Genomic DNA, 26,074 nt, shown 5'->3' with positions numbered 1-26,074 from the left:
AAAAAGATGAATAAAAGACTATTTATAATATATATATTCTCGACACTCTTAATATCTGTAAATGCCCAGATAGGAGTGAATACAGAATCGCCAACGGCAAGCCTCACCGTGAAAGGGAATTCAACAACACTCCCTACAATTAAAGCTCAAAATTCGGATAATTCCGAATTATTTAAATTGTTGGATGATGGATATATCGGCATGGGTGGTGTAACCCCTGTTGTAAAACTCGACCTGAGAGGTTCAGATAATGGGGAATTAGGGTTGGGCACAACTACCCTTACAGCCTCTGAAGCCCAAGCAGGTGCTATTCGCTACAATAACGGAATAGAGTATTCTGATGGAGAAAACTGGCTAAGGCTGACAACCTTGCCTACAAAAGCTTTTGTTGTAGCAAAGAATGCTTCGGGTCTATCGTGTCCGGGGTCTGTATCGACACCCCTTAGCAACTGGACTAAGGAAATGGACGCAACCAACAGCTTCAATGCCATAACAGGTCGGTTTACAGCCCCTCATACAGGAGTCTATTCAGTATCATGTACAGCTATGGCAGAGAATGTAACATCGCAAATATACACTCCTCTACGGCTCGAACTTAATCTCACTGTAAGCAGTAGTACAGCCAGTATGGTAAAAAGTGCAATTGCAGTACCCATCACATTGGGAGATCCCGGTATTAACATGACCATTATGAATAAAGTATTCCTTTATCTTCAGACCGGAAATTCATTTTTATTTTCAATATGGCATCCAATGCCGGAAGGTATTAATATTACGACTGATAGTTCTTACAACATATTGACGATTTCGGAAATGTAAGGTAATTAACAGCTTTATAACAAAAGAAACAAGCTTATCTAAAATATAGAGGTAAGCTTGTTTTATTTTATCTATACCCAATAGCAGATATAGAATAATCCTTTAGACTAAGCATTATTTGAGAACAGATAAAGTATATCTCATTGTTACTTTTGTAACCTTTTCTCTGTTAACAGGTAATTGTTTATTGATAACCGTTTTTTTCTTAACTTTGTAATATCATTCAAACGAAGAGGTCTCAGACCAAACCGATGCTTTGGTAAGTAGAAAAACCAGAGTTCGTTACGAGTTGAAATATATCATAAATACATTCTTTTATTTAAATATGGGAAATCTGACCGGTATAAAAAATCTGCTTTTCGACTTCGGAGGAGTTATTGTCAATATAAATAAAGACAATGCCGTAAACCGTTTCAAGGAAATAGGTGTTGATAACATAGAAGAGTATCTGGGAGAATTCCGCCAGAAAGGAATATTTCTTGAAATAGAAGAAGGTAAAATCTCAAAAGAAGAATTCTATATTGAATTACGCAAACTGGCAGGGAAAGACATCTCAGAAGAAGATATAGACTCTGGCTGGCTGGCCTTTCTTGATGGAATACCTCAATATAAACTCGATCTATTGAAGGAGTTGCGCAAAGAGTACAAAGTGTACCTGCTGAGCAATACCAATCCGATTATTATGGATTGGGCTCATTCGGCATCATTCTGTGCGACAGGAGAAACTTTATCTGATTTTTTCGACATTGCTTTTATGTCTTATAAAATAGGTCACACCAAACCTTCGAAAGAGTCGTTTGATGCGGTCATAGCTGCAGGTATCAATCCTTCTGAAACTTTGTTTCTTGACGATGGACAATCAAATCTTGATGCAGCCGAAAAGTTCGGATTCAAAACCTATCTTGTAGATCAGACCGAAGACCTGAGAAAAGTATTCGAATAAAGAGTAACCAATGCAAATTCTGAATTCAGAAAATAAAGCAGAACACAAGCCATTAGTTGCTACCATCGGTTTTTTCGATGGAGTACACTCAGGGCATAAGTTTCTGATAGATCAGTTAAAGACTGAGGCCGCAAAGAGAGGACTCCCTTCGGCTATCATCACTTTTCCTGTTCACCCCCGACGTGTACTTAACACCGAATACCAGCCGGCTTTGCTGTGCGGTTTTGAAGAAAAGGTGAAGCGAATAGAATGTACCGGTGTCGATTATTGCGAAGTACTCGATTTCACCAAAGAGATGTCTCAGATGTCAGCTAAAGACTTTATTCAGCAGGTATTGAAAAACCAGCTTGATGTAGATACCCTGCTTATCGGTTACGACCATCGCTTTGGCCATAATCGTGAAGATGGCTTTGACGAATACAAACTATACGGAGCAGAAGTTGGTATGGACGTTATACAGGCCGAAGAATTAAGCCAAAGCCTGCATGTAAGTTCATCCCGTATAAGACGCTTGCTTGGTGAAGGCGATATTGAGAAAGCGAACCAGTTACTTGGATATAATTACACCATATCAGGGCAGATTGTAGAAGGTTTTAAAGTTGGCCGCACAATTGGATTCCCGACTGCCAATATCAAAATATGGGAAGACTTCAAAGTAGTTCCGGCTTTTGGGGTTTATGCGGTGAATGTACATATCGGTGAATGCCTATATGGAGGGATGCTGTATATAGGTAAACGCCCTACTCTGCACAATGGGGATAATATCAGCCTAGAAGTGAATATTTTCAATTTCAATGACGATCTGTACGGTAAATACCTATCCGTGGAGTTTTTGGAGTTTGTTCGCCCCGATGAGAAATTCAAGGATATGGAAACACTTAAGAAACATATCTATCAAGATAAAGTTAACGTCAAAAAGATATTGGATCGGAGAAATAATTCATAGAATCCCGACAATACAGCAATAAAAAAGGTCTGAGGACTTATCAAAAATATCAATGATGAATAAAGGTATTCCTTTTGCAAAAAAGAGTACCTTTATTCCAACATCAGATCACAAATAGTCATGCAACCATACATACATTTACATGTCCACTCGCAATATTCGTTGCTGGATGGACAAGCAAGCATCTCCCGCATTGTCGACAAGGCCAAAGCTGACGGAATGAAAGCCATTGCCCTTACCGATCACGGATCTATGTTCGGGATCAAGGAGTTTTATAATTATACAAAAAAGAAGAATGCTCCTGTTTTCGCAGCTATAAAGACCATCAAAGGAGAATTGGAAGAAGCCAGATCGAAAGGAAATGAAAAACTGGTAGAAGAACTATCCGCAAAGCTAAAAGAAGAAGAATCCCATCTGTTTAAACCTATCCTCGGGTGCGAATGCTATGTAGCACGAAGAGGACATAAACTGAAAGATGGAAAACAAGACATGAGCGGCTGGCACTTAGTAGTGCTTGCCAAAAACCTGACAGGCTATAAGAACCTCATCAAAATGGTATCGAAAAGCTGGGTCGACGGGTTCTATATGCGTCCGCGTATTGATAAGAAAATGCTGGAAGAACATCACGAAGGACTAATTGTATCCTCTGCATGTTTGGGAGGAGAAGTACCAAAGAAGATTACGCAAGGAGACATTGAAGCTGCCGAAGAAGCTGTTCTCTGGTTTAAGAATCTTTTTGGTGAAGACTATTATCTGGAACTTCAACGGCATAAAACCTCACGCCCAGACTCGAATCTGGAGGCTTACCCTTTACAGGAGAGAGTGAATAAAGAACTTCTGAGAATCAGCGAGAAACTGGGAGTGAAAGTTATAGCAACCAACGATACCCATTTCGTGAACGAAGAAGATGCCGACGCCCACGACCGATTGATCTGCCTGAGTACAGGTAAGGATTTTGACGATCCAAAGCGGATGCGATATACCAAACAGGAATGGATAAAGACTACAGCCGAAATGAACGAGCTGTTCGGAGACATACCACAAGCACTCTCGAATACACTTGAAATAGCAGACAAAGTCGAATATTACTCGATAGACTCCGATGCTTTGATGCCATTCTTTGACATTGACCCATCTTTCGGAACAGAAGAAGAGTACAAATCCAAATACACAGAACAAGATCTGATCACCGAATTCGGAGAAAAAGAATACCATCGGTTAGGTGGTTATAATAAAGTAATCCGTATTAAACTCGAGGCTGATTATCTGGCCCACCTTACAATGATTGGTGCAGAGTCACGCTATCCGAATATGGATGCCGACACGAAAGAACGGCTCGATTTCGAGTTGAATGTCATGAAAACAATGGGATTTCCCGGCTACTTCCTCATTGTACAGGATTTCATTGGAGCAGCCCGCAAAATGGGTGTCGCTGTTGGTCCCGGTCGTGGATCGGCAGCAGGATCGGCTGTAGCCTTTTGCTTGGGAATTACTGATATCGACCCGATTAAGTATGACTTGCTATTCGAACGTTTCCTGAACCCCGACCGTATCTCTATGCCCGATATCGATATTGACTTCGATGATGACGGGAGGGGAGAGGTTTTAAGATGGGTTACCGACAAATATGGACAGGAACGGGTTGCGCATATTATCACATACGGTACTATGGCTACAAAGTCAGCCATAAAAGACGTTGCACGTGTACAGAAACTTCCCTTAGCGGAATCAAACCGTCTGGCAAAACTTGTACCCGATAAAATCCCCGACAAGAAAAAGGTTACGCTAAAGGATGCCATAGAGTATGTCCCTGAGTTGAAAGAAGCTGCTCAGAGTTATGATATGACTACCCGTGATACGCTTAAGTATGCCCAAATGCTGGAAGGTAATGTCCGTAATACAGGTGTACATGCCTGTGGTGTTATCATAGGTCAGCAGGCAATATCAGATATCGTACCCGTAAGTACAGCCGAAGATAAAGAGACCGGAGAGACAATGCTTGTCACTCAGTATGAAGGTTCGGTAATAGAGGAAACGGGATTGATAAAAATGGACTTCCTCGGACTGAAGACTTTATCGATAATCAAAGAGGCCGTAGAAAATATCAAGCACACAACGGGTGAAGATGTGGATATGGCGAAAATATCTCTCGAAGATCCTAAAACTTACGATTTGTACAGTCAGGGACGTACCACCGGAACATTCCAGTTTGAGTCCGCAGGTATGCAAAAATACCTGAAAGAACTACAGCCTTCGAAATTCGAAGACCTGATAGCAATGAATGCCCTTTATCGCCCGGGTCCAATGGACTACATCCCTTCATTTATTGCCCGTAAACATGGACGGGAAGAGATCAGTTACGATATTCCCGTTATGGAACGTTACCTCAACGACACATACGGAATTACGGTATATCAGGAACAGGTGATGCTTTTGTCCCGTTTGCTGGCAGACTTTACCAGAGGTCAGTCCGATGAGTTGCGTAAGGCAATGGGTAAGAAGCTTATCGATAAGATGAATGCCCTGAAAGAAAAATTCCTTGCCGGAGGTAAGAAAAACGGACATAAGGAGAAAACGCTGAACAAGATATGGGCAGACTGGGAAAAGTTTGCGTCATATGCCTTCAATAAGTCTCACGCGACATGTTATTCGTGGGTAGCCTACCAGACCGCATGGCTGAAAGCCAATTATCCATCAGAATATATGGCAGCCGTACTGTCTCGAAATCTATCGAACATCACGGAAATCACGAAATTCATGGATGAGTGTAAAGCCATGGAGATGAATGTTCTTGGACCGGATGTGAACGAGTCTTATCTGAAATTCTCTGTAAACAAACACGGAGATATCCGCTTCGGACTGGCTGCGATCAAGGGTGTTGGAGAAGGAGCCGTTAATAATATCATCGAAGAAAGAGAAAAGAATGGGCCATTCAAAAATATATTCGATTTTGTAGAAAGAGTAAACTTATCGTCCTGCAACAAGAAGAATATAGAATCTCTCGCTCTGGCAGGAGCATTCGATAATTTTCCTGAAATGGGAAGAGAGCAATTCTTTGCAGTAAACGGCAAAAGCGAAACTTTTATAGATCAGATAATCAGATACGGAAATAAGTACCAGATAGACAAGTCACAGGCTGTGAATTCGCTCTTCGGAGGTGAATCTGCAATAGAAATAGCACATCCCGAAATTCCTAAAGCCGAAAAATGGTCGGATCTCGAACGCCTAAATAAAGAAAGGGAACTGATCGGTATCTACTTATCCGCCCACCCTCTTGATGAGTTTGCCATCGCTCTGAAATACGGATGCAATGTCGGCATGGCAGAGATAGAAGATAAAGAGGCTCTCAGAAACAGGGAAGTAACCTTTGGTGGTTTGGTTGCCGGTGTAAGAGAAGGTATCACCAAAACGGGCAAGCCATACATGATCATAAAGATAGAAGACTTTACCGGAAGCGGGGAAATACCTTTATTCGGTGACGATTATATCAATTTCGGAAAATACGGACGACCCGGTCTTTACGTTTTTGTAAAAGGGAGAGTACAAGGTCGCCGGTTCAACGAAAATCAGCTTGAATTGAAGATAAATTCGATCCAACTGCTTCCTGATGTAAAAGACAGTGTCATCGAAAAAATTACGATCACATTACCCATTCACGAAATGAATGCAACCATGGTACAAGAACTTTCAATCCTGACAAAGAACAATCCTGGAAATTCTCTGTTATATTTTGAAGTAGTGGATGGTGAAAAAAACATGAAAGTAGAACTTTTCGCACGTAGTATTAAGATAAATATAAGAAAGGAGTTAATAGATTACTTAGAGCAAAATGATAACATCGTGTTTCGGGTTAACTGATCACAGGGAAAAGATCGGAATCTTTTTTCAGAAATAAGTAAATTCAAAAACGAGTGATATCTAACGTCTTAAATAGGGTATAAATACTATCTATTATATTAATAAAGATACTTTGGTTATCTTTGTAAAAACGAAAAAATAACTAAAAAATATTGAACAGTATGGCACTAGAAATTACAGATGCAACTTACGAAGATGTATTAAAATCAGACAAATTAGTAGTTATCGACTTTTGGGCAGAATGGTGTGGACCTTGCCGTATGGTAGGCCCAATCGTAGAAGAACTAGCCGGAGAATATGCAGATAAAGCTGTTATAGGCAAAGTGGATGTTGATAACAATGACGATATCACATCTAAATACGGTATCCGCAATATACCTACTATCTTATTCATCAAGAATGGCGAAATAGTAGACAAACAAGTAGGAGCCGCTCAAAAATCGGTATTGGTAGAAAAAATCAATAACTTATTATAATCGTCTATTAAAACGATAAAAATATAGATAAAACAAAAGAACGTCCACCTTTTAAGGCGGGCGTTTTTTTATCTATAACATAAAGGTCGTACCTTTGTCCTCCGATAAATAAAACATAAAGAAGTAATGTCTTTAAAGAACTTGAATAATGCTAAGGGAATTATTTTCGCCTTAATCTCATCGGGAACTTTTGGTTTGATCCCGATGTTTTCACTACCCCTTATGAATGATGAAGGCATCGGTTTGCCAACTATCCTATTTTACCGTTTTTTGCTATCAACAGTAATGATGGGAGTGATTTGTTTATTGAAAAAAGAGAGCCTGAAAATTTCCCTCCGCCAAATATCTACCATTTTTGGATTAGGAATATTGTACGCAGCTACTGCACTTTGCCTTATTTATGCCTACAAATACATACCAAGCGGGGTGGCTACTACGATACACTTCATTTACCCGATTTCGGTAAGTCTGATTATGGTTCTGTTCTTTAAAGAAAAAAAATCGATAATACTCATGCTGGCAGCAATACTATCTTTGCTGGGAGTAGCTATGATGTGCTGGACAAACGAGGGAGAAGCCATCAATCCGATAGGAGTCGCAATAGCTTCGATCACTATTCTGACATACGCTTTTTATATTGTGGGTATTAATAAATCATCTGTATCACTGATGAATGCAGAAGCACTCACTTTCTATATACTACTTTCGGGAGCTATTATCTTTATAGTATTTGCAACGGTGACTACCGGCATAGAACCTATATCCGGAGCTTCGGCATGGGGGCATCTAGTATTATTGGCGTTCCTGCCTACCGTTTTATCTGATCTTACTTTAATTCTGGCTATTAAATATGCAGGCTCTACAATAACATCCATATTAGGATCAATGGAACCTTTAGTGGCTGTTTTTATAGGCGTTGTCTATTTCCATGAATATTTTGCAATATCCAGCTTCTTCGGATTATTGCTTATTATCTTATCGGTAATATTGGTTATCCTCTTTGGTAATAGAAGAAAGCAAGCAAAAGTAAGTGAATAGAATATCTGCTAAGTATGAGCAAATAATTATCTTTGTAAAAAGGAAACTTCTACTTTTAAGGTCTGAGACCTTAGTAAAAAATACATCAATATGAATAATAGAATAACAGATCTTTTTAAAATTAAATACCCGATCATATCGGGCGGAATGGTTTGGTGCAGTGGATGGCGTCTGGCTTCGGCTGTGAGCAATGCAGGAGGGCTTGGCCTTATCGGAGCAGGATCCATGTATCCCGAAGTATTACGTGAACATATCCAAAAATGCAAAGCTGCAACAGATAAACCTTTCGGAGTGAATGTTCCTTTGCTATATCCAAATATCGAGGAGATCATCGAAATAATAATAGCTGAAGATGTGAAAATTGTCTTTACATCAGCGGGAAATCCTAAGACATGGACAAAGAAACTACAAGAACACGGCATAATTGTAGCGCACGTAGTATCCAGTTCCAAATTTGCATTGAAGTGCCAGGAGGCAGGTGTTAACGCTGTTGTTGCCGAAGGTTTTGAAGCCGGAGGTCATAATGGACGTGAAGAAACCACTACCCTTACATTAATACCTCAAGTTCGTGAAGTTCTGGATGTCCCATTAATCGCAGCAGGAGGAATTGCCACGGGAAGTACAGCCCTTGCAGCCTTTGCATTAGGTGCAGAAGGTGTACAGATAGGCACACGTTTTGCCCTGACTCAGGAAAGCTCTGCTGCAGATGAATTCAAAAAATTATGCATCAGCCTCAAAGAGGGTGACACAATGCTCTCTCTAAAGAAACTGAGCCCAACCCGACTCATCAAAAATGAATTTTACAATAAAGTAACCGAAGCCGAAGATCGTGGAGCATCTGTTGAAGAAATGAAAGAGCTACTCGGACGAGGACGATCTAAAAAGGGAATCTTCGAAGGAGATCTTATTGAAGGTGAACTTGAAATCGGACAGATCGCATCACATATCAATGATTTACCATCAGCCGCAGAAGTCATCAAATCTATCGTATCGGATTTTAACGCAAAGGCTAACAAGCTCTCAGATCTTTCGTTATAATGCAATACGACTTATTTACACCCACATCAGCCTTCCGTCTGATCAGTCTTTCCAGTGGAAGCAGCGGCAACTGCTATTACCTCGGAACATCTAAATACGGTATCCTCATTGATGCCGGCATCGGGATGCGTACCCTCAAAAAGTACCTACGGGATTATGGTGTAGCAATGGAAACGATTGTAGCCGTACTGGTGACACATGACCATGCCGACCATATAAAATCAATTGGCGGGTTAGGCGGTAAGATGTGTATTCCGGTCTATGCTACAGAAACAGTACATTTCGGCATAGAGCGATCCAAGTATGTACAGGACAATATCTCAGGCTCCAAAAGAATCATTGAGAAAGACACCAGCTTTTCGATCAAGGATTTTGAAATAACAGCATTTGACGTGCCTCACGATACGATTGAGAACGTCGGATATCAGATAAAAGTGGGAGGAAAAACAATAGTGCTGGTCACCGACGTCGGACGAATAACTCCTACCATAGAGCAATACGCCAAGACTGCTAATCACCTTATTATAGAAGCAAACTACGATGAAGAGATGCTTACCAACGGAAATTACCCATATCATCTCAAACAGCGTATTATCTCAGGAATGGGACATCTTAGCAATAGGCTTACAGGTGAGTTACTGACATCGATCTATAACAATCATCTGGATGAAATATGGCTTTGCCACCTCAGCCAGGATAATAATCATCCCGAACTTGCCTATAAAACAATAGAATACGCCTTAAAGGAAAAAGGGATCAGAGTTGGTGAAGATGTTACTATAAAAACATTAAGCAGAGGAAAACCTTCGGGATTAAGAGAATTTCAGGTACTTATTCCAGCATCAAATTTAGAATAGGGTGATGCTCTTGAAATAAAGAAGAATATGGAGAACCCAGTTCTGAAATATGATATCCGAATAATAACCTTGTCAATAAGTTTATATCCACAGATAAATCAGTATCGGAAAGGTTGGCTTTGCTAACCTTTCCCTGTTTTATATCATATACATCCTGATCTACTCTTATTGCAAAGTCGTAATTATTACAGACAGCAGCATACAAAGCCAATACGGTTTCCGGTATAACCACCCGAGCCATACCATTCAAGTTTCCTTTTAGGGGACATCCCTCGTCTTTATAATCGTCTACAATAGCTTCAAAATCCAAAAAGGTTTTCAACACGCAAAAATCTTCCGACTGATACTGTTTATCGAATAGAAGATAATCCTCCTGGAAATCCTTCCCTTTGCTTAATACAGAGCTAAGATCAATCGTATCTTCCGTAGAATCGAAAACGGTTTCAAAGCCATATTTTGCATAATATCCGTAAAGCCAATCTTCGGCAGGAACAAGCCCGCAAAGCGGAATCTGCCGCTCTTTCAGAACATCGAAAGATGTCCGTATTAATTTCCCCATATAGCCTTTGTTACGGAACTCAGGCAAGGTACACAATCCGGCAAGATAAGAGAATGGTATTTCTTTCCCATAAAAACGAATAGAATACGGTAACATCTGCAATGCAGCGACAGCCATATCCCCTTCGTAATACAACAATGTATTTTCGGGCTTATATTTCTTCGAAAAATGCAGATCAAGATATTCCTCCGTATCTCCGAAGCAGGTCTTCCACATCGAACGAACTAAAGGTGTAGCATCTGTGTCTGCAAATCGTATCATTTCTTAGGTCTTAAAAATCCTTCTTCAAGTAAAATTTCCGGTTGATAAGAAAGTTTAGCCTGCCGCAGCGAATCCAATCCCATATCCTCTTCCCTGTTGATATATTTAAATTCGGAAGCCTCGTGTTTTATAAATTCACGGTTGATTATGGTGTACGATCCGTTAATATCGGCAAAAGCCTTTTCAACATGTACTACAAAGGTATCATTTGTAAGCCTTTCACCAATAGTGAAGGCTATAATTTTCCCATTCACTTTTATTGCTCCTCCCCTCAATTGCAGCTCATCAAAGTGCTCAAGCATCAGTTTTGTTGCTATATAATCGTAGCCGAGCGAACGATTTTTATCCTCTTTTACATTTTCCCATTCATCCAGCATGAATGCACATTCATCCAGATCCTTACGAGTGGTAAGAGGGAAATACACCCAATCAGGGTTATCTGCAATAAAACGGTTTATGTGATTTCTTTTGCTTTGTAGTTTTTTACCGGAGAGTGTTATTAGTTTTTCCGAAAGATAGATGTATTCGTCGTTGTTGCGTTCATGAGTGTGTTCAAATTGACCGGGCATTGCCCTGTTTATCTTCTCCCACATTTCATTAGTGATACCTTTCATCATAAACGGTATATTACAAGCTCTGGCATCTGCCATTATTTCTTCTATCGCCGCTTTGATTGGCATAGGACCTATCGGCATCATGTAATATGTATTCCCGTCGACTTCATTAAACCTCAGAAACAAAGTCTTATGATTAATATCATATTGGGTTTTAAATTTAGCATTCCATGTGAACATGTTCGTAAAACAAAAATCACAGGCACGATACGTATTTTCCTCAAGACAAGCATCTATTTTAGGCTTGTCCGTCAGTTCTATTTGTTTGAAGTTGATCATAAGTTCAGCTATTTAAGGCCTCAGACCTTTATTGATTTAGCAAGTATAAAATCCTACTACTATTACTTAATTCACCAAATTAACATCCGGCTATCACAGTTTGTTGCAATAACCATGCTAGATTGTTCGAAATCCGGTAAACATCTCTCCATTTTCACATTAATAAAACCTATCATTGATAGACAAACCATATCACCAAGGGATAAATTTCTACTTATCAGAAGAGAACCATTCTTTAGACAAATAAGGACAATCAGTCTTCTTCCGCTTTTCCGTAATAGGATAAAAGCGGGCAGGAGCAGCACATTGATTGGTTCGAAAAGATGGATAATTCCGCATATACATCAGTTTACTTTTATCGGGGTTTACATAATCACTGAGATTAATAATACTTCCATCCGGAAGAATCAGATAATCACGAAAAATACAGCTCGAAGCCATCCCCTCGACTATTACCGTCTGTGTTTTAATTGTATCACCGATAAGCCGATAAGTACCCCACGATGGATACTGACATATTTTAGATTTACCTCCTGTTGAAAAACATTCAGCAACAAGATCGGCATTACTGGTTGTTGCAATAGTAAATAAGCCATCGGGATAAAACATAAATACTGAAAAGAAGGCAGAGTCACATTCTCTTTCCGACACGTAATAACCATCAATATTTATTCGTGAAGATAGCCCTGTATCTTTTCGATCATAGAAATAGATAAAATCGGAAGGTCGCACCGAAACACAGCCAGCCATCAGCAGTAAAGTAATCGGAAACAGAAAAAGTATATTTTTCATATCAATAAAGGCTATATGGCTTATATGTCCCCACTTGCAGAAATTGATTGCGATAATCTCCCGATTTGAAGTCACCCGTATCAAACAGCGATCTGTGCCAGCTATTCTGTCCTATATATCCACCCAAATTGCTGTTCCATCCGTATCGTACCATCAGATTTTTATCGGTATATCCCAAATAAAGAGGGCTTGATATCTGATTTCCTTCTTTATACACTCCTTTTCTGTTATACAGTGAAGCGTCCGTCAATCCATCCGGTTCAGAAGTATATACATTCATACCCAGCAAGAATTGTCTGTATCGGAGTTCGAGCGCAGCTGTACGATAGCGGTCATATACTCTGAATCCGGTAAAAGGCAGTGATAAGATATCATCTTCGAACTTTATCTCGAAGTCTCTGATACGTACCCCCACGATACCCGACATCTGCTTTTCTCCCTGATGATATTTATTCAGATAATAAGATGCTGCGGTCTTGGGTGTATCGTAAATAATACCTGCATAGGTCGTCCCAAGACCAAATCGACTGAGAGCTTTATAAGCATCCAATCCGGCAGAGAATGTCCAGTTGCCTATCGTTTTTGAGGCAGACAACCCTCCTCCTATCCGAAAGCCATTACGGTCGGCTGCTCCTGTAGTAAAAACAGCGACCAACGATGCAGATATTTCAAAATTATTGTGCCGATCCCTATCCAGAATATAGAGGGATGTAAAATCGTTACGATGAGTCATTCTCTGCCCGAAAACGGAAGATATAATATTACCCACTACGACAATCAGTAATAACCGTATCATTGAGGAAGCGGAAAGTAAGTATCTATCAATTTTTTGAAATTACTGTCTTCTCTTACATTGCTCAGATTAGGATCATGTTCGAGCAATCGGCGGTTTATGCGGCTGTCTTTTGTCGAATAATTGTTTGATAAAGTAGCATCCAGCCATTTAAGGCTATTCTTTTTATCTTTAATCAGAGCATAAAATGATGCAATACAATATGCACCCACCTGATCGGACAAAGCCTCTGCAGCTGTGAACTTTTCTAATATTTCTTTCTTATATAATTTAAGATTTTCTTCGTGTCTGCCTTTCTTCAACAAAGCATTACCCCATTCGTAATAGTTATTTGCTCTTGTGGGATTTAAGCGAACCGCAGTTTCAAACTTGCCGAGACCTTCATCAAATTGCTCCTGATTATCTTCCAATACAGCAGTATGAGTAAGAACACTACCCCATTTTCGAAATGCTTCACTATTGAGAGAGTCCATTTTTACGGCAACTTCATATCCGAATATAGCACCCGAAAAGTCACCAGTGGACAGTTTCTCATCAGCGATTTTCACCCAATCGGCAGAAGTCAAAGATTGCGGAGTTTGGGCATAGATCAAACTGCCCGAAAAAATGAATATACTTATAATGAGTGTTCTTATCATCCCTAATTAGTGCTTTTATGATTTGTAACTCGTAAGTTACTCAATCTCTATAACTTTACTTAATACAATATAACAAATATACCCTTTTACGGCGGTATATCCCATTTTTTTGATTTGGGTCATGTAATTTTTTACCTGTTTTAAGTATTTTTTTTCTTCTTTTTCTCCGAACTTATAGTCAATGACAATTACTTCGGAGCCTTTTATCATCACTCTGTCGGGTCGGATAAAAGTACCATTAGGTTGTAGTATCTGCACTTCATTCAGTACTTTATAATTGCCCGAATACCATTCCGAAATTTTCGGGACTGACAGATACTCATGCAATAATCCCGATACACGGATCTTCTCTTCAGTAGTTATCACCCCTGCTAATCGATATTTTTCGATCACTTTATCAAGCTCATTCAGAGAGGTTACATTGCTTACAATCTCATGCATAAGCGTTCCGTATTCCCGCTGTCCCTGGTCTGTAAAGAAGTATTTATTATTTAACCTGAGTTTTAATCGGTTATCAAAGGGTATACTTTCTAGTATTCCTATACTAACTTCACTTTCAACATCTTCCGCCTTCTTAATAAAAGAGCACGAAGATTCACCCAGCTCCAATCGGTTATTTTCATCATCCATGGAGCTACTCAGATCGATAAATATTTTTTCACCTTGTTGCTCCGCAGTCGAATGACAGCAAGCCCAAAGCAGGGACGATATATTACCGATGCCCTTAGCTTTTTCTTTCGGCTTCGGTGAAAATATAATCAGATCATTTTTTGCCCTGGTAAATGCGACATATAATACATTGAGATTATCAATAAAGGCATGCAGCTTTTCTTCCAGATAGTCATACGCGAAAATCGTGTTACTCAGCTTTTGCGAATACCTGACCGGAACAAGATGCAGCAGGTCGAAAGGTTCCATCTTTGGCTGGCACCAAAGTATAGTTGTGAGCTTATGATCTATATCCCAGTTACAAAACGGCATAATTACGACCGGAAAGCCAAGCCCTTTCGATTTATGAATAGTCATAATACGTATGGCATCCTGTCCATCGGGAGTAAATATGGTCTTACCTTGTCCGGTCTCGTCCCACCATTGGAGAAACGAATCCAGATCGGATGATTTCTTCACCGAAAAATCGAGAACCATATCCAGAAAAGCCTGTATATATATATTCTCATTAGCTTCCATCGCATCTTTAAAAAGATTGAATATCTCCTCGGTCATTTCATACAAAGGAAGTTCCTTTATCCGGTTAAGATTATCAATTACATCTTCCGGAAAATCTCCCGATGCCGAAAAATGAGAACGGATAGTTTCTTCAGGAGTCAACTGGTCTTTAAACTTATAATATTCGTATATAGCCAGAGTCCGCAGGGTAGAATCCGAAGAATTACGAAGATACTTCAGCAAAGACACTACCAATTTTATACTTTTCGAATTACGGATAAACAGTGCCTCGTCCGATATAATATCATATTTATACTTACTTCCGGGGTTTTTGCTTTTATATTCAAGCAGACAGTTGGCAGCATCTGCACCTTCTTTCTTTGTACGTACCAATATGGCTATATCCCTCAAATCATATCCTTTGTCTTGCAGCGTCTCTATTGTTTGAGGAAGCTGCTCCAAAGCATAAGCCTGCCAGTTGGAATTTTCTTCGGTATTGATAAACTCAATAGAAACATGTCCTGTCGAGTCTTTCTTCTTCTCGGGCAGATGCTGATACGAGTCTTCGTATGCCTTTTTGATCTTTGTATAAAAAGATGCCAAAGATGAACTGACAGTTATCTCTTCGAGACTTTCATTATACAGATTCTGAAGAAGAGTTGATCCTGTTTCGAAAATCGAATTATTGAAATCTATAATATTCTTATCACTCCGCCAATTAGTGTCTAATGATTCGTGATGAATACCATTCGACTTGAAATCGATATCCAACTGTTCATCCAACAACTTCCAATCGGAGTTGCGCCAGCGATAAATACTTTGCTTTACGTCTCCTACTATCAGGTTTTTATTTCCTGCTGATAAACTGTCTTTTACCAATGGCAAAAAATTTGCCCACTGCATGCCTGATGTGTCCTGAAACTCATCAATCATATAATGTTCTACCCGAGTACCAACCTTTTCATAGATAAAAGGGCTATCTGTTCCCTGAATAATCTTATTAAGCAGTTCGGTAGTATCGGAAATCAGCATAATGTTATTCTCGGCGGCATAACTGCGGACATTCTTATCCACATCACCCAAAATACCCAAAGTGAAAAAATAACGGTTAATTTCGCTGGCAGTCTGATAAGTGACCGAATTATTGTAAAGTTCGGTTATACGACAGACACATTCATTTAATCCGCTGTCATAAGCTCCTTCGATTTTACTTTTGACATCAGCCGGAGCTGTTTTTGCGTACCAAGCCGACACATCATTGACCAATTTCGAAAAAGTAGCTGTAGGTGCTTTTATTTCCCCACTTGCCCACCTCAGGAAACTGACAAAAGGAGATGTTTTTCCCCGAATAAAATCGAATGGCTGAAGATCGCAGCGCAACATAATATTCATAGCCTTTTCGCCAATCTCTTTTGATTCCTTTTCGAACTGGCGAATATATGCAAGCAGCATTTTCTTATAATCGTCCAATAATCCCTTATTGGCTATATCAGCTTGTATCTGGTCGCTGAAGGCTTTGTAGCTTTCCTTAAATATTTCGGACGAAAGATCCTGTATATCGTTTCGGATATTCCATGTGCCGCCACTTTCGATCTTCTCTTCCGAAAAACGAATGAGCCAATCCAAAAGCTGTTCGTTTTCCGAACGCTCCAAATCATATAACATCGTGTCTATGGCTTCGCCCAGTACACGACCCGTATCCAGCTCTACATTATATCCTCCGCCAAGACCTATTTCACGGGTAAATACCCGCATGGTCTGCTGAAAAAACCGGTCTATCGTACTGATTGAGAAAGAAGAATAATCGTGAAGAATGCTAATCAGTATTTTTCTAGCCTGCTCTCTTATTGCATCTTCTGCTTTGCCGTATTCTTTCGACAAGTCTTTGGTATAATCCGAATCTCGACCCGAAGCCAAATTTGCGAGCTCATCAATGATTCTCGATTTCATTTCTTCCGTGGCCTTATTGGTAAAGGTTACGGCAAGTATGTGTTTGTAGGCAAAGGGCGAAGCAAAGAGCAACGACAAGTACTCCGCCGTCAATCGGTGGGTTTTTCCCGATCCGGCAGATGCTTTATATACTATCAGATTTGCCTTATCAGATGACACGTGATTTGGCATAGCCTTCTTTCTGCAATAGGTCTAATACTTTCTGGCGGAAATCTCCTTGAAGCAGAATTTCGCCATCTCGAGCCGATCCTCCTACCCCACAACGGGTTTTCAGAAATTTGGCTAAATCCTGCAAGTCATCATCAGTTCCGATAAAATTAGTAATAAGGGTTACCGATTTTCCCTTTCGGTTACGCTTATCCAACTCTATACGAAGCGATTGCTTTTCTTTAGGCAAAGTCGATTGCTCTTCTTCCTCTTCCGATTCGTAGCTGAAATCGGGATTGGTCGAATACACCACATTGAGCCTTTCTTTCCAGTCGTTATCTTTTTTCATATCTGAAAACAGTGAATTTCTTTAAAGTCAAAAATAGTAAAAAAAGCAAGGCGTACGAAATGTGCGCCTTGCGATATCCTATAAAAGTTATTCTGGTTTGAACAGAAAACTCAGAAACCTTACTTTCCTCCGAAAGTAAAACTTACCGGTATATACATTGGAGATGTAATAGCACGTCCGCCAACCATAAATGTAGGCTTGATCTGTACTGTCACATTAGATTTATCCGAACCTATCCCAATGAAATTCTTTGCGATATTTTGAACCGCAGTTTTAGAATTCCCCGACATCAATGTCGCTAAATCTACACCGATATTCAACGGAAGCGTCTGAGATGCTCCTCCTGCAATATTCAAAGCTTGATTGACCTGTCCGGTTGTAAACTGAACATCATCAATGCTGATTATATATTGAAGTCCATTCAATGCTGCCACTGTTGCATTGGGATTCTTCACATCCAGATTTAATGTAAAATTCATAGGAATGGAAGAAGCCGTTCCACCTAAGACAGCAAGTAACTTCGGCACATAAGTCGGAGAAATGCCATTTGATAAATTCATTCCCGACACGTTCAGATTAGCTATATTTTTATATTTATACTCACATTGAGTAATATTATATGCGCTGGTAAGATCATTACCAACTCCGCAAGATGTAAGAAGCACTGAAACAAGCAGTACTAATCCCAAGATTTTTTTATTCATATTTAGTTGTTTTGAGTAATAGGGTGCAAGACATTTATTTAATCGTTACCATAGTTGCACCGAAACCGTATTCACGAAACGAAGCATCTTGAATATAAGTATTCTTATATTTGTTTTTGAGCTCATCCAGAATAGACTTTTTCAGAACACCTTCGCCTTTACCATGGATAAATACAATCTTCTGACCTCGTTTCGACTTATTTTCATCCATCACTTCCCTGAACTTGGTCAATTGATAGTCCAGAATATCGGAAGCTTCTAATCCGGCAGTAGTATCTATCAGCTCATCTATATGAAGGTCAACCTCGATAATGGGAGAACTTTCTTTCTTCTTTGCCGCCTGGATACGTGGGCGTTCAGACTGTTTCTTTTCGAACATAGCCTCTGCAATAACCTCTGGTTCTATAGACATTGCTTTTTCCGAAACATCCTTTTTCATCAGATAATAGATGATTGCATTTTCATCGAAAAAGTCATTTTCCCTGAAACTATGCAGTTTATAAAATTTCACGGTATCTATCCGGATTTCAGTCGAGCAGGTATTTTTCAAGCTGAAAGGCTTATCCTTCTTGAATGCAATAAACTGTACACATACCTTTTCCAAATCATTCAGATCAGTTTTATCGAATTCCTCTAAAAAAACCTTCGTGTTCGGTTCTATCGTACCGGCAGCACGGCTTATCCAACCTTTCTCTGCACGGCTCATGTAGTTATAACTCAAGAAATAATTACTGTCATTCACGAGATAACATTCGTACGAGGAGGTCGATAAATTCTTTTCATCAAGAGGCAGATATGCAAGACAGGCAGTAATAAGTTCTCCTTCCTTTGTTTCTGTAACGGGAACATCTTGTTCCGGCTTTTCCTGATAAACTGTCCTCGTTGGTTCAGTTACATTTTGAGGCTTTACAGATTGACGCACCTGAGTATCATTTGCAGGCTCTATTACTACACATTCACGAATAAGCACCTGAGTATCAAACCCGTCATCATCTATTACAACTATATCTTTACCCTGAAATCCTTTTACAATACCACCCCCTGTTGTATTCAGAAAGCGTACTTTATCTCCTATTTTCATAATATATGTATATTAAAGAGAAGGCTTATGGTTGAAGCCTTTCATATCTGTGCAAAGTTGAGTAATTTTGACGGATAAAAAAAGAGTAGAACCAGATACACTTTGTGTGTTTAGGAAATATAACAATTCGATATACTTTCAGATGAACAATTCCGACCCACGTCACATACATATCAAAGATTTCACCTATGATCTTCCGGATAACCGCATTGCAAAATATCCTTTAGAAGAAAGAGATAGTTCGCAACTGCTCGTATATAAGAATAACCAAATCACCGACAGCAACTTCATTTCTATTACTGATTTTCTTCCTTCAGATAGTTTGATGGTATTCAATAACACGAAAGTGATTCAGGCTAGGATGTACTTTCAGAAATCAACAGGAGCACAGATCGAGATCTTTTGTCTTGATCCATACTTTCCTCACGATTACAACCTCATATTCCAAACGACTGATAAATGTTCATGGCATTGCATGATCGGCAATCTTAAGAAATGGAAAGAAGGAGAACTGACCAAAGAAGTCATAATCAAAGGAGACACTTTGCACATAACAGCTAAAAGAATCCACTCGGCAGGAAATACCCATATTGTAGAATTTTCGTGGGATGATAAAAGATTTACTTTTGCCGATATACTCGATATATGCGGAGAACTACCGATTCCTCCTTATCTGAATCGGAACACGGAAGAAAAAGACAAGGCAACTTATCAAACAGTATATTCGAAGATAAAAGGCTCGGTGGCTGCACCGACAGCCGGATTACACTTCACTGAACGAGTTTTTACCAACTTAAAGGATAAGGGAATCAAGACAGATGAAGTAACACTGCACGTGGGAGCAGGAACTTTCAAGCCGGTAAAAAGCGACACGATCAATGATCATGAGATGCACTCCGAATTTATATCCGTACGAAAAGAGACCATAGAGCATCTTTTATCGCATCAGGGAAACATTATTGCAGTAGGGACTACTTCGGTAAGAACCCTCGAAAGCCTGTTTTACATCGGTGCAGGGCTCGAAACGAATCCTAATCCAGAGCATCTGAAAGTAGATCAATGGCAGCCATATGATTCTTCACAAAATCTTATCACAAAAGATAAGGCTCTCCGGAATATTTTAGACTACCTTGCGGAAAATTCTTTGAAGGTGCTTTTGGCAGATACGCAAATAATAATAGCTCCGGGCTATGAGTTTAAGATCGTGACCGGTATAGTCACTAACTTTCATCAGCCGCAGAGCACTCTTTTATTATTGGTTTCGGCTTTTGTAAAAGGCGACTGGAAGACTATCTATAATCACGCGCTAACTCACGATTATCGTTTTCTGAGTTATGGTGATTCGTCACTATTGCTTCGATAGTTTCATGGTCGTATTGAGCTAAGCCTTCTTCAATGGTTTTAAAAACATATCCCTGCTCCTTTAGCCATTCAATAGCCAAAGGCAAGGCATATTTCATATTTTTCTCGGCTTTCAATGAGTCGTGAAATACAATAACCGATCCATTGCGGGTATAGTCTTTAACATTGTCCAATACCTGCTCGGGGGTCATACGTTTGCTGTAATCACGTGTCACAACGTCCCACAAAATAATATGGTAGTTTTTCTTTAATCTGAAAAACTGAGGAAGACGCAGGTGTCCATGCGGCGGACGGAAAAGAGGAGAATCTATATACTGAGATGCCAATTCGGCATTCTTCATATAATTCGCCGTACGGGTTTTTAATCCCTGTATGTGGTTGAAGGTATGGTTACCTACACTATGCCCCCGTCTAAGTACTTCGGCATACTCTTCGGGGTGCTTTCTCACATTATCTCCTACACAAAAAAATGTAGCTTTTATATTATATTGGTCTAATACATCAAGTACCCAAGGAGTGATCTCGGGAATGGGACCATCATCAAATGTGATATATATTACTTTTTCTTCTTTACTTGGCATTCTCCATATCCCTCCTGGAAAGAGAAGCCTGTAAATAAACGGTGGTTGCTCTATAAACATTGTTTAATTTAGAGTCACAGACCCTTTTATTATTTCTTTATGTATTGCAGCAACAATCTATTACATTCAATCATAACTGCTTATTACTAATAAAAAACACCTTGTATAAGGGCGGAAATTACCCAACCCTTATACATAGATGCAATTTTTTGTTATTCGTTGCTTCGCGCAGCATATTCTTGTAATAAAGCCGGACTATATTGCTGCATTAACTGCATCGATTTGCGTGAAAGCTCTTCTTCGAGCTTCTGATTTTGCGAATCATGTTCTGCAATATAATATCCGCGGATAGAAACATCTGTCAGATTTTTCAAGGCATAGTTACCAAGGGTTGAAGCCCTGTTCTGGTAATATTTCTGCACATATCCCTGCAGTCTTTCTACCATTGATTTGTATTTATCCATCATTCCGTTTTGCTGATATACCATCGCTATACGGAGCAGGTTGTCGTAATATTCACGAATATCAGCAGTACTGTTATTCATTTGTTCCGGATTCAGACGGCTATACCAATTCAGGGATTGCTCTGCTCTGTCTTCAATAATCTTTCTGATATTCTCTGCTTTTTCGGGTTGTCCCAGCTTGTAATAGAAATCAATAAACGATATCGATTCTCCACCCATAGGCACTGTTGCAGCAGGAATAACTTTGATACAGTAATCAAGAGCCGATAAAGCTTTCTCGTTCTTGCCTTCGGTAATTAGAGCTGAGATCAATTGGCTGAACATCAATCTGAATGTTTTGCAGGTACGCATATTGTTTTCATCCAGATACACTTTCGGATTTTCGATACCTCCCCACTTAAATTTATTCACCATGTTATCGTAAGCTACCTCTGTATTTACTCCGGTCTCACTTACAACTCCGGGGGTTATCCTGTAAGCCATTCCCTCAAGAGAGAAGTTCTTATCCTGCATGTTCATATACATATCTGTGCCGACAGTTGTCGCAAAATAGATAGGGCGCTCCCAATTACCCTTATTGATATTGCTCAGCATTTCCATGATCATCAATTCCTGACGATACACAACGCTCTTGCCTCCAAGATTGATAAACATATAAGGAAGCGGTTTTGCGTTTAATGTTTTCCAGTCAACCTTGCTGGTATCAACTTTCATATAAAGAAGGTTACCCGGAACCACTAATTCATCGTTACTTTGAATAAACGGATTTTTCGGTACATAACTGAAGTTTGTTCTCAATGTATTCATCAACTCTTCCAAAGGAACAGTATCTGTAAATACACTCTTATCGTAATAAGCCGAAAGATCTATATTCTGCTCATTCCCGAGTTTATCCATCCATGAGTTACCCGAACCCTGACTCAGTTGCTGTTTAAGATAAGCTTCTATCTGTTCTTTTGTGATAACGTAAGCATATTGTCCTTTATCTCCAATGTAGTGAGATTTATCCCATTCGATAGGAAGAGCTGGAGAATCATATGCCTGACGGCGCATCTGATCCACATACCAGTCTGTTTGCAAATAGCTGAGATTGGTCACGCGGACATCGGTACGGAAACCTTCAACCTCCTGTGCATACCATAAAGGGAACGTATCATTATCACCATTGGTAAATACAATACCATCTTTGGCTATACTACGCAGATAATTCATCCCGAAATCACGCATAGTATAACGTCCCGAGCGATCGTGGTCGTCCCATGTCTGCGAAGCCATTTGTACAGGAACGATAAGTCCGATAACAGATACCACAGCAGCGGCGGCTGTTTCGGGCAGATACCGTTTTGCCAAGTGCCACAATCCTGCTATACCTAAACCGATCCAGATACTAAACGCATAGAACGATCCGGCATAAGCATAATCACGTTCACGAGGTTCATATGGTTTCTGATTCAAATAAAGAACAATGGCAAGCCCGGTCATAAAGAATAACATAAAGGTTACCCATAACTGCTGTTCACCTCTCTTTCCTCTCGACAGCTGATACACTAAACCTATAATACCAAGTATCAGAGGCATCATATAAAATACATTATGTCCTTTGTTATTGGCTATATCCGGCGGTAGATTATCCTGAGGCCCAAGACCTAAAACATGTTCGTCGATAAAGCTGATACCTGTTATCCAGTTACCGTTGCTGATACCTCCTGATGACGCAACATCATTCTGACGACCTGAGAAGTTCCACATAAAATATCTCCAGTACATAAAATTGATCTGGTAAGAGAACAAGTATTGGATATTCTGGAAAAATGTCGGCGGAATTTTAGGATCAGTCACTCCTCCCCAATTCCGGTAACCACTCATATGGCGGGATTCATCGGAGTACATACGGGGAAAGAACATCGTATTTGTATAATCATACGTCGGAGACTCACTTGCTACAAAATAGCGGTCTTTTTCATCCGGAGATTTCTTAACTATTTTATCGTATTTCTTTTTCTTCGAAGCTTCAACGGCTCTACCGTTGTAGTCTCTTTTCACATCAGAAGCATAAGTACGGCCGTAAAACAAAGGAGAATCGCCATATTGTTCACGGTTCAGGTAATCAGTCAGAGAAAATACATCTTCCGGTGAATTCTGATCCATTGGTGTATTTGCTGTAGAACGGATCGGAATAATCGCAAACGATGAATACCCGATTAAAATCACCAGCAGACACAACAGCGAAGTATTTACCATACGGAAAGTAACCTTCTTGCTTTTCACACAAAATGCAATCAATCCGCCAAGCAGAATAATCCATAACACCCATCCTGATCCGATGAAGGTAATTCCCGAAAGAGCCATACTCAACACAAATGCAATCTTGGCTCTTTTCAGATTTCCTTTTGCTGACAATGTTTCGAACAGTCCCCAAGCAATGGATGCCAATAATATAATAAGGTATGTGAATACACCGGAGTTATATGATAAGCCTAATGTATTAACAAAGAAAAGTTCAACTTGTCCTCCGACTTTTGTAAACCCGGGAATAACACCGTACATTAGTACAACGATCAAACCCAAAGATCCGGCCAAAGCCAATAATATTCCTTTGAAATTAGGACTCTCTACTTTTTTGAAATAATATACAAGAACGATCGCAGGGATACAAAGCAGGTTCAATAAGTGAACGCCTATCGAAAGCCCCATCATATAAGCGATAAGTACCAGCCATTTATCCGATCCCGGTTGATCCGCCCTGTTCTCCCATTTTAGAATAAGCCAGAAAACAAGAGCCGTAAACATCGAAGAATAAGCGTAAACCTCGCCTTCGACAGCCGAAAACCAAAATGTATCAGAGAATGTATATACTAATGCACCTACAAGACCCGAACCGATAATAGTGATCATTTGACCCAAAGTCATTTCTTTTGATGAGTCGGTGTAGATCAGTTTCTTTGCCAGATGGGTTATTGTCCAAAATAAGAAAAGAATAGTAAGAGCACTAAGCAATGCTGACATCGAATTGACCATCTTAGCTACCTGAGACGGATCTGAAGCAAATAAGGTGAAAAATTTACCGGTCAACATAAAGAAAGGAGCACCGGGAGGGTGTCCTACCTCAAATTTATATGCTGATGTTATAAACTCGCCGCAATCCCAAAAACTCGCTGTTGGCTCTATAGTCATCAGGTAAACAACAGCAGCGATTGCAAAACTTAACCATCCAAAGACATTATTGACTAAGTTATATCTCTTCATATTCTGGATTAGATAATTAGCTCGGATATTCTCTCTAAAATACCCAAAATGTAACTTCCTCTTTTATAATCAATGTGCAAAGATAGTTAATTGGATGGAACTAAATAGTTTCATTATTCTTTTTTAAGGTCTCAGACCGATTATTGCTTTTGTAAAGCAATACAACAACAGACGGTTGCTACTTTAAAACATCTCATTTTATATAAACTCGAAAAGGTTACAAAAGTTACTAAGTTAATGTATAATAACAGCTCGATTACTATTAATTTCGAAGCAGCAGTTGAAAAATGTTCTTTTTCTACTACGCGCAATCATAGATTGCTTGTATTCCTTTTGACCAAAGCCCCAAAAGGAATCAAAAAGTCTTTGGCGTTTCGAGGCTCTGTCTATCTGACAACGTTCACGGACGAAACTAAATAAAACTCGCTCTACGAGCTCAAACAGCATTTAGTTTAAACGCCCGTTTCACGGGTCAGATTACGGCTTCACCTCTGTATGCGCCTTGGCTAACGCACAACTTCGATTGCGCCAGCCTACAAAAGGATCTGTGACCCTCGGGATGAAGGCGCAGCTTTGATTTTTTGTTTCGTTTTGCATCAAGGCAAAATGAAAAACAAGTCCGGGAGGGTGTATTAGAAAAATAGCTCAACTTAAAAGAACGATTTTATCGGTACAATTATTAATTAGTATTATAATTTTCGATTCATTGAAAAAGGTTACAAAAGTGACAATAAAATAAGTTATCAGACTTCATTTTCGCAGGTCTGCTGTTCCACTGGTTTTTGTCCTTCTGATTCACGCAGCCACTTTTGATACTTTCTCTCTCTTTCCTCTTCCCATAATTGGTCTTCCAGCTCTTGCTGTAAAATACGTTCTTCTTCCTTTAGTTGCAAAAGAATTTTTTTCTCTTTATTGTTGATGTCGCTTTCTTTGGATATCGCCATTTTGAGGGTCTTTTCATCCGGAGAGTATTCTTTCATCGTTACGGTTTTTCCGGTCAGATACAATTCTCCATACTCATCCACTGCATATTTATAGCGGGTTGTAGTAACTGTACGTCCCTGTTCTATTCTCTGTTTGAGTATCTGACGTGCTTTCTGAGACAGACGTTC

Annotated in this window: 20 protein-coding genes and 1 pseudogene; 9 read left to right on the top strand and 12 right to left on the bottom strand. The window is 39.6% G+C overall.

The annotated features are described in order from the left end of the window. Positions 1-6 precede the first annotated feature (6 nt). The 8 genes from K322_RS20150 (at position 7) to K322_RS0105075 (ending at position 9,975) form a co-directional block, all read left to right on the top strand. A complete protein-coding gene (locus tag K322_RS20150; protein ID WP_051290649.1) occupies positions 7-819 on the top strand; it encodes a hypothetical protein in 813 nt (270 codons plus the stop codon). A 325-nt stretch (positions 820-1,144) separates the two neighbouring features. After that, positions 1,145-1,762 carry an HAD family hydrolase gene (locus tag K322_RS0105105; RefSeq protein ID WP_026625913.1) on the top strand — a complete coding sequence of 206 codons (618 nt, stop codon included), beginning with the start codon at positions 1,145-1,147 and terminating at the stop codon, positions 1,760-1,762. A gap of 10 nt (positions 1,763-1,772) precedes the next feature. Then, positions 1,773-2,708: a riboflavin biosynthesis protein RibF gene (ribF, locus tag K322_RS0105100; RefSeq protein ID WP_026625912.1), complete on the top strand. Its 936-nt coding sequence runs from the start codon at positions 1,773-1,775 to the stop codon at positions 2,706-2,708. Between the two features lie 120 nt (positions 2,709-2,828). After that, positions 2,829-6,566, top strand: coding sequence for a DNA polymerase III subunit alpha (dnaE, locus tag K322_RS0105095; protein ID WP_026625911.1), 3,738 nt, complete (start codon positions 2,829-2,831; stop codon positions 6,564-6,566). 161 nt (positions 6,567-6,727) lie between these two features. Further along, the gene (gene trxA / locus K322_RS0105090) at positions 6,728-7,042 is read left to right on the top strand and encodes a thioredoxin (RefSeq protein WP_026625910.1); all 315 of its coding nucleotides are present in this window, start codon (positions 6,728-6,730) and stop codon (positions 7,040-7,042) included. A gap of 141 nt (positions 7,043-7,183) precedes the next feature. Next, positions 7,184-8,080, top strand: a complete 897-nt coding sequence (locus K322_RS0105085; protein ID WP_026625909.1) for a DMT family transporter — start codon at positions 7,184-7,186, stop codon at positions 8,078-8,080. 90 nt (positions 8,081-8,170) lie between these two features. Further along, the gene (locus tag K322_RS0105080) at positions 8,171-9,118 is read left to right on the top strand and encodes an NAD(P)H-dependent flavin oxidoreductase (protein WP_026625908.1); all 948 of its coding nucleotides are present in this window, start codon (positions 8,171-8,173) and stop codon (positions 9,116-9,118) included. Further along, positions 9,118-9,975 (top strand): MBL fold metallo-hydrolase, encoded by an 858-nt coding sequence (locus tag K322_RS0105075; RefSeq protein ID WP_051290648.1) that lies wholly within the window; start codon positions 9,118-9,120, stop codon positions 9,973-9,975. The genes K322_RS0105080 and K322_RS0105075 overlap by 1 nt, the downstream gene beginning before the upstream one ends. Here the strand turns inward: K322_RS0105075 and K322_RS0105070 are convergent. The 9 genes from K322_RS0105070 to K322_RS0105030 all read right to left on the bottom strand — a co-directional run bounded on the left by K322_RS0105070 (position 9,950) and on the right by K322_RS0105030 (position 19,309). Beyond that, positions 9,950-10,795, bottom strand: coding sequence for a GNAT family N-acetyltransferase (locus K322_RS0105070; RefSeq protein WP_026625906.1), 846 nt, complete (start codon positions 10,793-10,795; stop codon positions 9,950-9,952). The genes K322_RS0105075 and K322_RS0105070 overlap by 26 nt on opposite strands. Beyond that, positions 10,792-11,688 (bottom strand): DUF2156 domain-containing protein, encoded by an 897-nt coding sequence (locus K322_RS0105065; RefSeq protein ID WP_026625905.1) that lies wholly within the window; start codon positions 11,686-11,688, stop codon positions 10,792-10,794. The genes K322_RS0105070 and K322_RS0105065 overlap by 4 nt, the downstream gene beginning before the upstream one ends. A gap of 210 nt (positions 11,689-11,898) precedes the next feature. Next, the gene (locus tag K322_RS0105060) at positions 11,899-12,480 is read right to left on the bottom strand and encodes a hypothetical protein (protein WP_026625904.1); all 582 of its coding nucleotides are present in this window, start codon (positions 12,478-12,480) and stop codon (positions 11,899-11,901) included. A 1-nt stretch (position 12,481) separates the two neighbouring features. Further along, positions 12,482-13,276, bottom strand: a complete 795-nt coding sequence (locus K322_RS0105055; protein ID WP_026625903.1) for a polymorphic toxin type 23 domain-containing protein — start codon at positions 13,274-13,276, stop codon at positions 12,482-12,484. After that, positions 13,273-13,911, bottom strand: a complete 639-nt coding sequence (locus K322_RS0105050) for a tetratricopeptide repeat protein (protein WP_026625902.1) — start codon at positions 13,909-13,911, stop codon at positions 13,273-13,275. Before K322_RS0105050 ends, K322_RS0105055 begins: the two co-directional genes overlap by 4 nt. 36 nt (positions 13,912-13,947) lie before the next feature. Continuing rightward, positions 13,948-17,199 (bottom strand): UvrD-helicase domain-containing protein, encoded by a 3,252-nt coding sequence (locus tag K322_RS0105045; protein WP_026625901.1) that lies wholly within the window; start codon positions 17,197-17,199, stop codon positions 13,948-13,950. Further along, complete coding sequence (locus tag K322_RS0105040) at positions 17,177-17,524, bottom strand: translation initiation factor (protein WP_026625900.1); 348 nt, start codon at positions 17,522-17,524, stop codon at positions 17,177-17,179. Before K322_RS0105040 ends, K322_RS0105045 begins: the two co-directional genes overlap by 23 nt. Before the next feature lie 119 nt (positions 17,525-17,643). Further along, positions 17,644-18,228, bottom strand: coding sequence for an LEA type 2 family protein (locus K322_RS0105035; protein WP_026625899.1), 585 nt, complete (start codon positions 18,226-18,228; stop codon positions 17,644-17,646). A gap of 34 nt (positions 18,229-18,262) precedes the next feature. Further along, positions 18,263-19,309, bottom strand: coding sequence for a DUF2027 domain-containing protein (locus K322_RS0105030; RefSeq protein WP_026625898.1), 1,047 nt, complete (start codon positions 19,307-19,309; stop codon positions 18,263-18,265). Between the two features lie 142 nt (positions 19,310-19,451). On the opposite strand from K322_RS0105030, the gene K322_RS0105025 reads away from it, so the two are divergent. Beyond that, entirely contained in the window at positions 19,452-20,672 is a 1,221-nt protein-coding gene (locus K322_RS0105025) for an S-adenosylmethionine:tRNA ribosyltransferase-isomerase (protein WP_026625897.1), read from the top strand. 28 nt (positions 20,673-20,700) lie between these two features. Here K322_RS0105025 and K322_RS18635 read toward each other — a convergent pair. From K322_RS18635 to K322_RS18630, 3 genes and pseudogenes are all read right to left on the bottom strand, one after another. Next, positions 20,701-21,312, bottom strand: a pseudogene (locus K322_RS18635) (polysaccharide deacetylase family protein); the annotation flags it as partial. Positions 21,313-21,464: 152 nt separating this feature from the next. After that, a complete protein-coding gene (locus tag K322_RS0105015) occupies positions 21,465-24,962 on the bottom strand; it encodes a glycosyltransferase family 117 protein (protein WP_026625896.1) in 3,498 nt (1,165 codons plus the stop codon). A gap of 743 nt (positions 24,963-25,705) precedes the next feature. Further along, positions 25,706-26,074 (bottom strand): hypothetical protein (locus K322_RS18630; RefSeq protein WP_035331402.1); only part of this gene is annotated, 369 nt, incomplete at its 5' end.

Origin of the sequence: Indolivaga capnocytophagoides DSM 22835 (assembly GCF_000426485.1) — a bacterium.
In the GTDB taxonomy this organism is placed as follows: domain Bacteria; phylum Bacteroidota; class Bacteroidia; order Bacteroidales; family Dysgonomonadaceae; genus Dysgonomonas_A; species Dysgonomonas_A capnocytophagoides.
Note: the sequence above shows the minus strand (reverse complement) of the source record. Positions and strands in the feature narration are given on the sequence as shown.

Excerpts from the sequence above, each read along its gene's own strand:
- K322_RS0105050 (WP_026625902.1), bottom strand. The coding sequence starts at position 13,911 with ATGATAAGAACACTCATTATAAGTATATTCATTTTTTCGGGCAGTTTG.
- K322_RS0105105 (WP_026625913.1), top strand. The coding sequence starts at position 1,145 with ATGGGAAATCTGACCGGTATAAAAAATCTGCTTTTCGACTTCGGAGGA.
- K322_RS0105080 (WP_026625908.1), top strand. The coding sequence starts at position 8,171 with ATGAATAATAGAATAACAGATCTTTTTAAAATTAAATACCCGATCATA.
- K322_RS0105015 (WP_026625896.1), bottom strand. The coding sequence starts at position 24,962 with ATGAAGAGATATAACTTAGTCAATAATGTCTTTGGATGGTTAAGTTTT.
- K322_RS0105070 (WP_026625906.1), bottom strand. The coding sequence starts at position 10,795 with ATGATACGATTTGCAGACACAGATGCTACACCTTTAGTTCGTTCGATG.
- K322_RS0105055 (WP_026625903.1), bottom strand. The coding sequence starts at position 13,276 with ATGATACGGTTATTACTGATTGTCGTAGTGGGTAATATTATATCTTCC.
- trxA (WP_026625910.1), top strand. The coding sequence starts at position 6,728 with ATGGCACTAGAAATTACAGATGCAACTTACGAAGATGTATTAAAATCA.
- dnaE (WP_026625911.1), top strand. The coding sequence starts at position 2,829 with ATGCAACCATACATACATTTACATGTCCACTCGCAATATTCGTTGCTG.
- K322_RS0105065 (WP_026625905.1), bottom strand. The coding sequence starts at position 11,688 with ATGATCAACTTCAAACAAATAGAACTGACGGACAAGCCTAAAATAGAT.
- K322_RS0105060 (WP_026625904.1), bottom strand. The coding sequence starts at position 12,480 with ATGAAAAATATACTTTTTCTGTTTCCGATTACTTTACTGCTGATGGCT.
- K322_RS0105025 (WP_026625897.1), top strand. The coding sequence starts at position 19,452 with ATGAACAATTCCGACCCACGTCACATACATATCAAAGATTTCACCTAT.
- K322_RS0105045 (WP_026625901.1), bottom strand. The coding sequence starts at position 17,199 with ATGCCAAATCACGTGTCATCTGATAAGGCAAATCTGATAGTATATAAA.
- K322_RS20150 (WP_051290649.1), top strand. The coding sequence starts at position 7 with ATGAATAAAAGACTATTTATAATATATATATTCTCGACACTCTTAATA.
- K322_RS0105075 (WP_051290648.1), top strand. The coding sequence starts at position 9,118 with ATGCAATACGACTTATTTACACCCACATCAGCCTTCCGTCTGATCAGT.
- K322_RS0105035 (WP_026625899.1), bottom strand. The coding sequence starts at position 18,228 with ATGAATAAAAAAATCTTGGGATTAGTACTGCTTGTTTCAGTGCTTCTT.
- K322_RS0105040 (WP_026625900.1), bottom strand. The coding sequence starts at position 17,524 with ATGAAAAAAGATAACGACTGGAAAGAAAGGCTCAATGTGGTGTATTCG.
- K322_RS0105030 (WP_026625898.1), bottom strand. The coding sequence starts at position 19,309 with ATGAAAATAGGAGATAAAGTACGCTTTCTGAATACAACAGGGGGTGGT.
- ribF (WP_026625912.1), top strand. The coding sequence starts at position 1,773 with ATGCAAATTCTGAATTCAGAAAATAAAGCAGAACACAAGCCATTAGTT.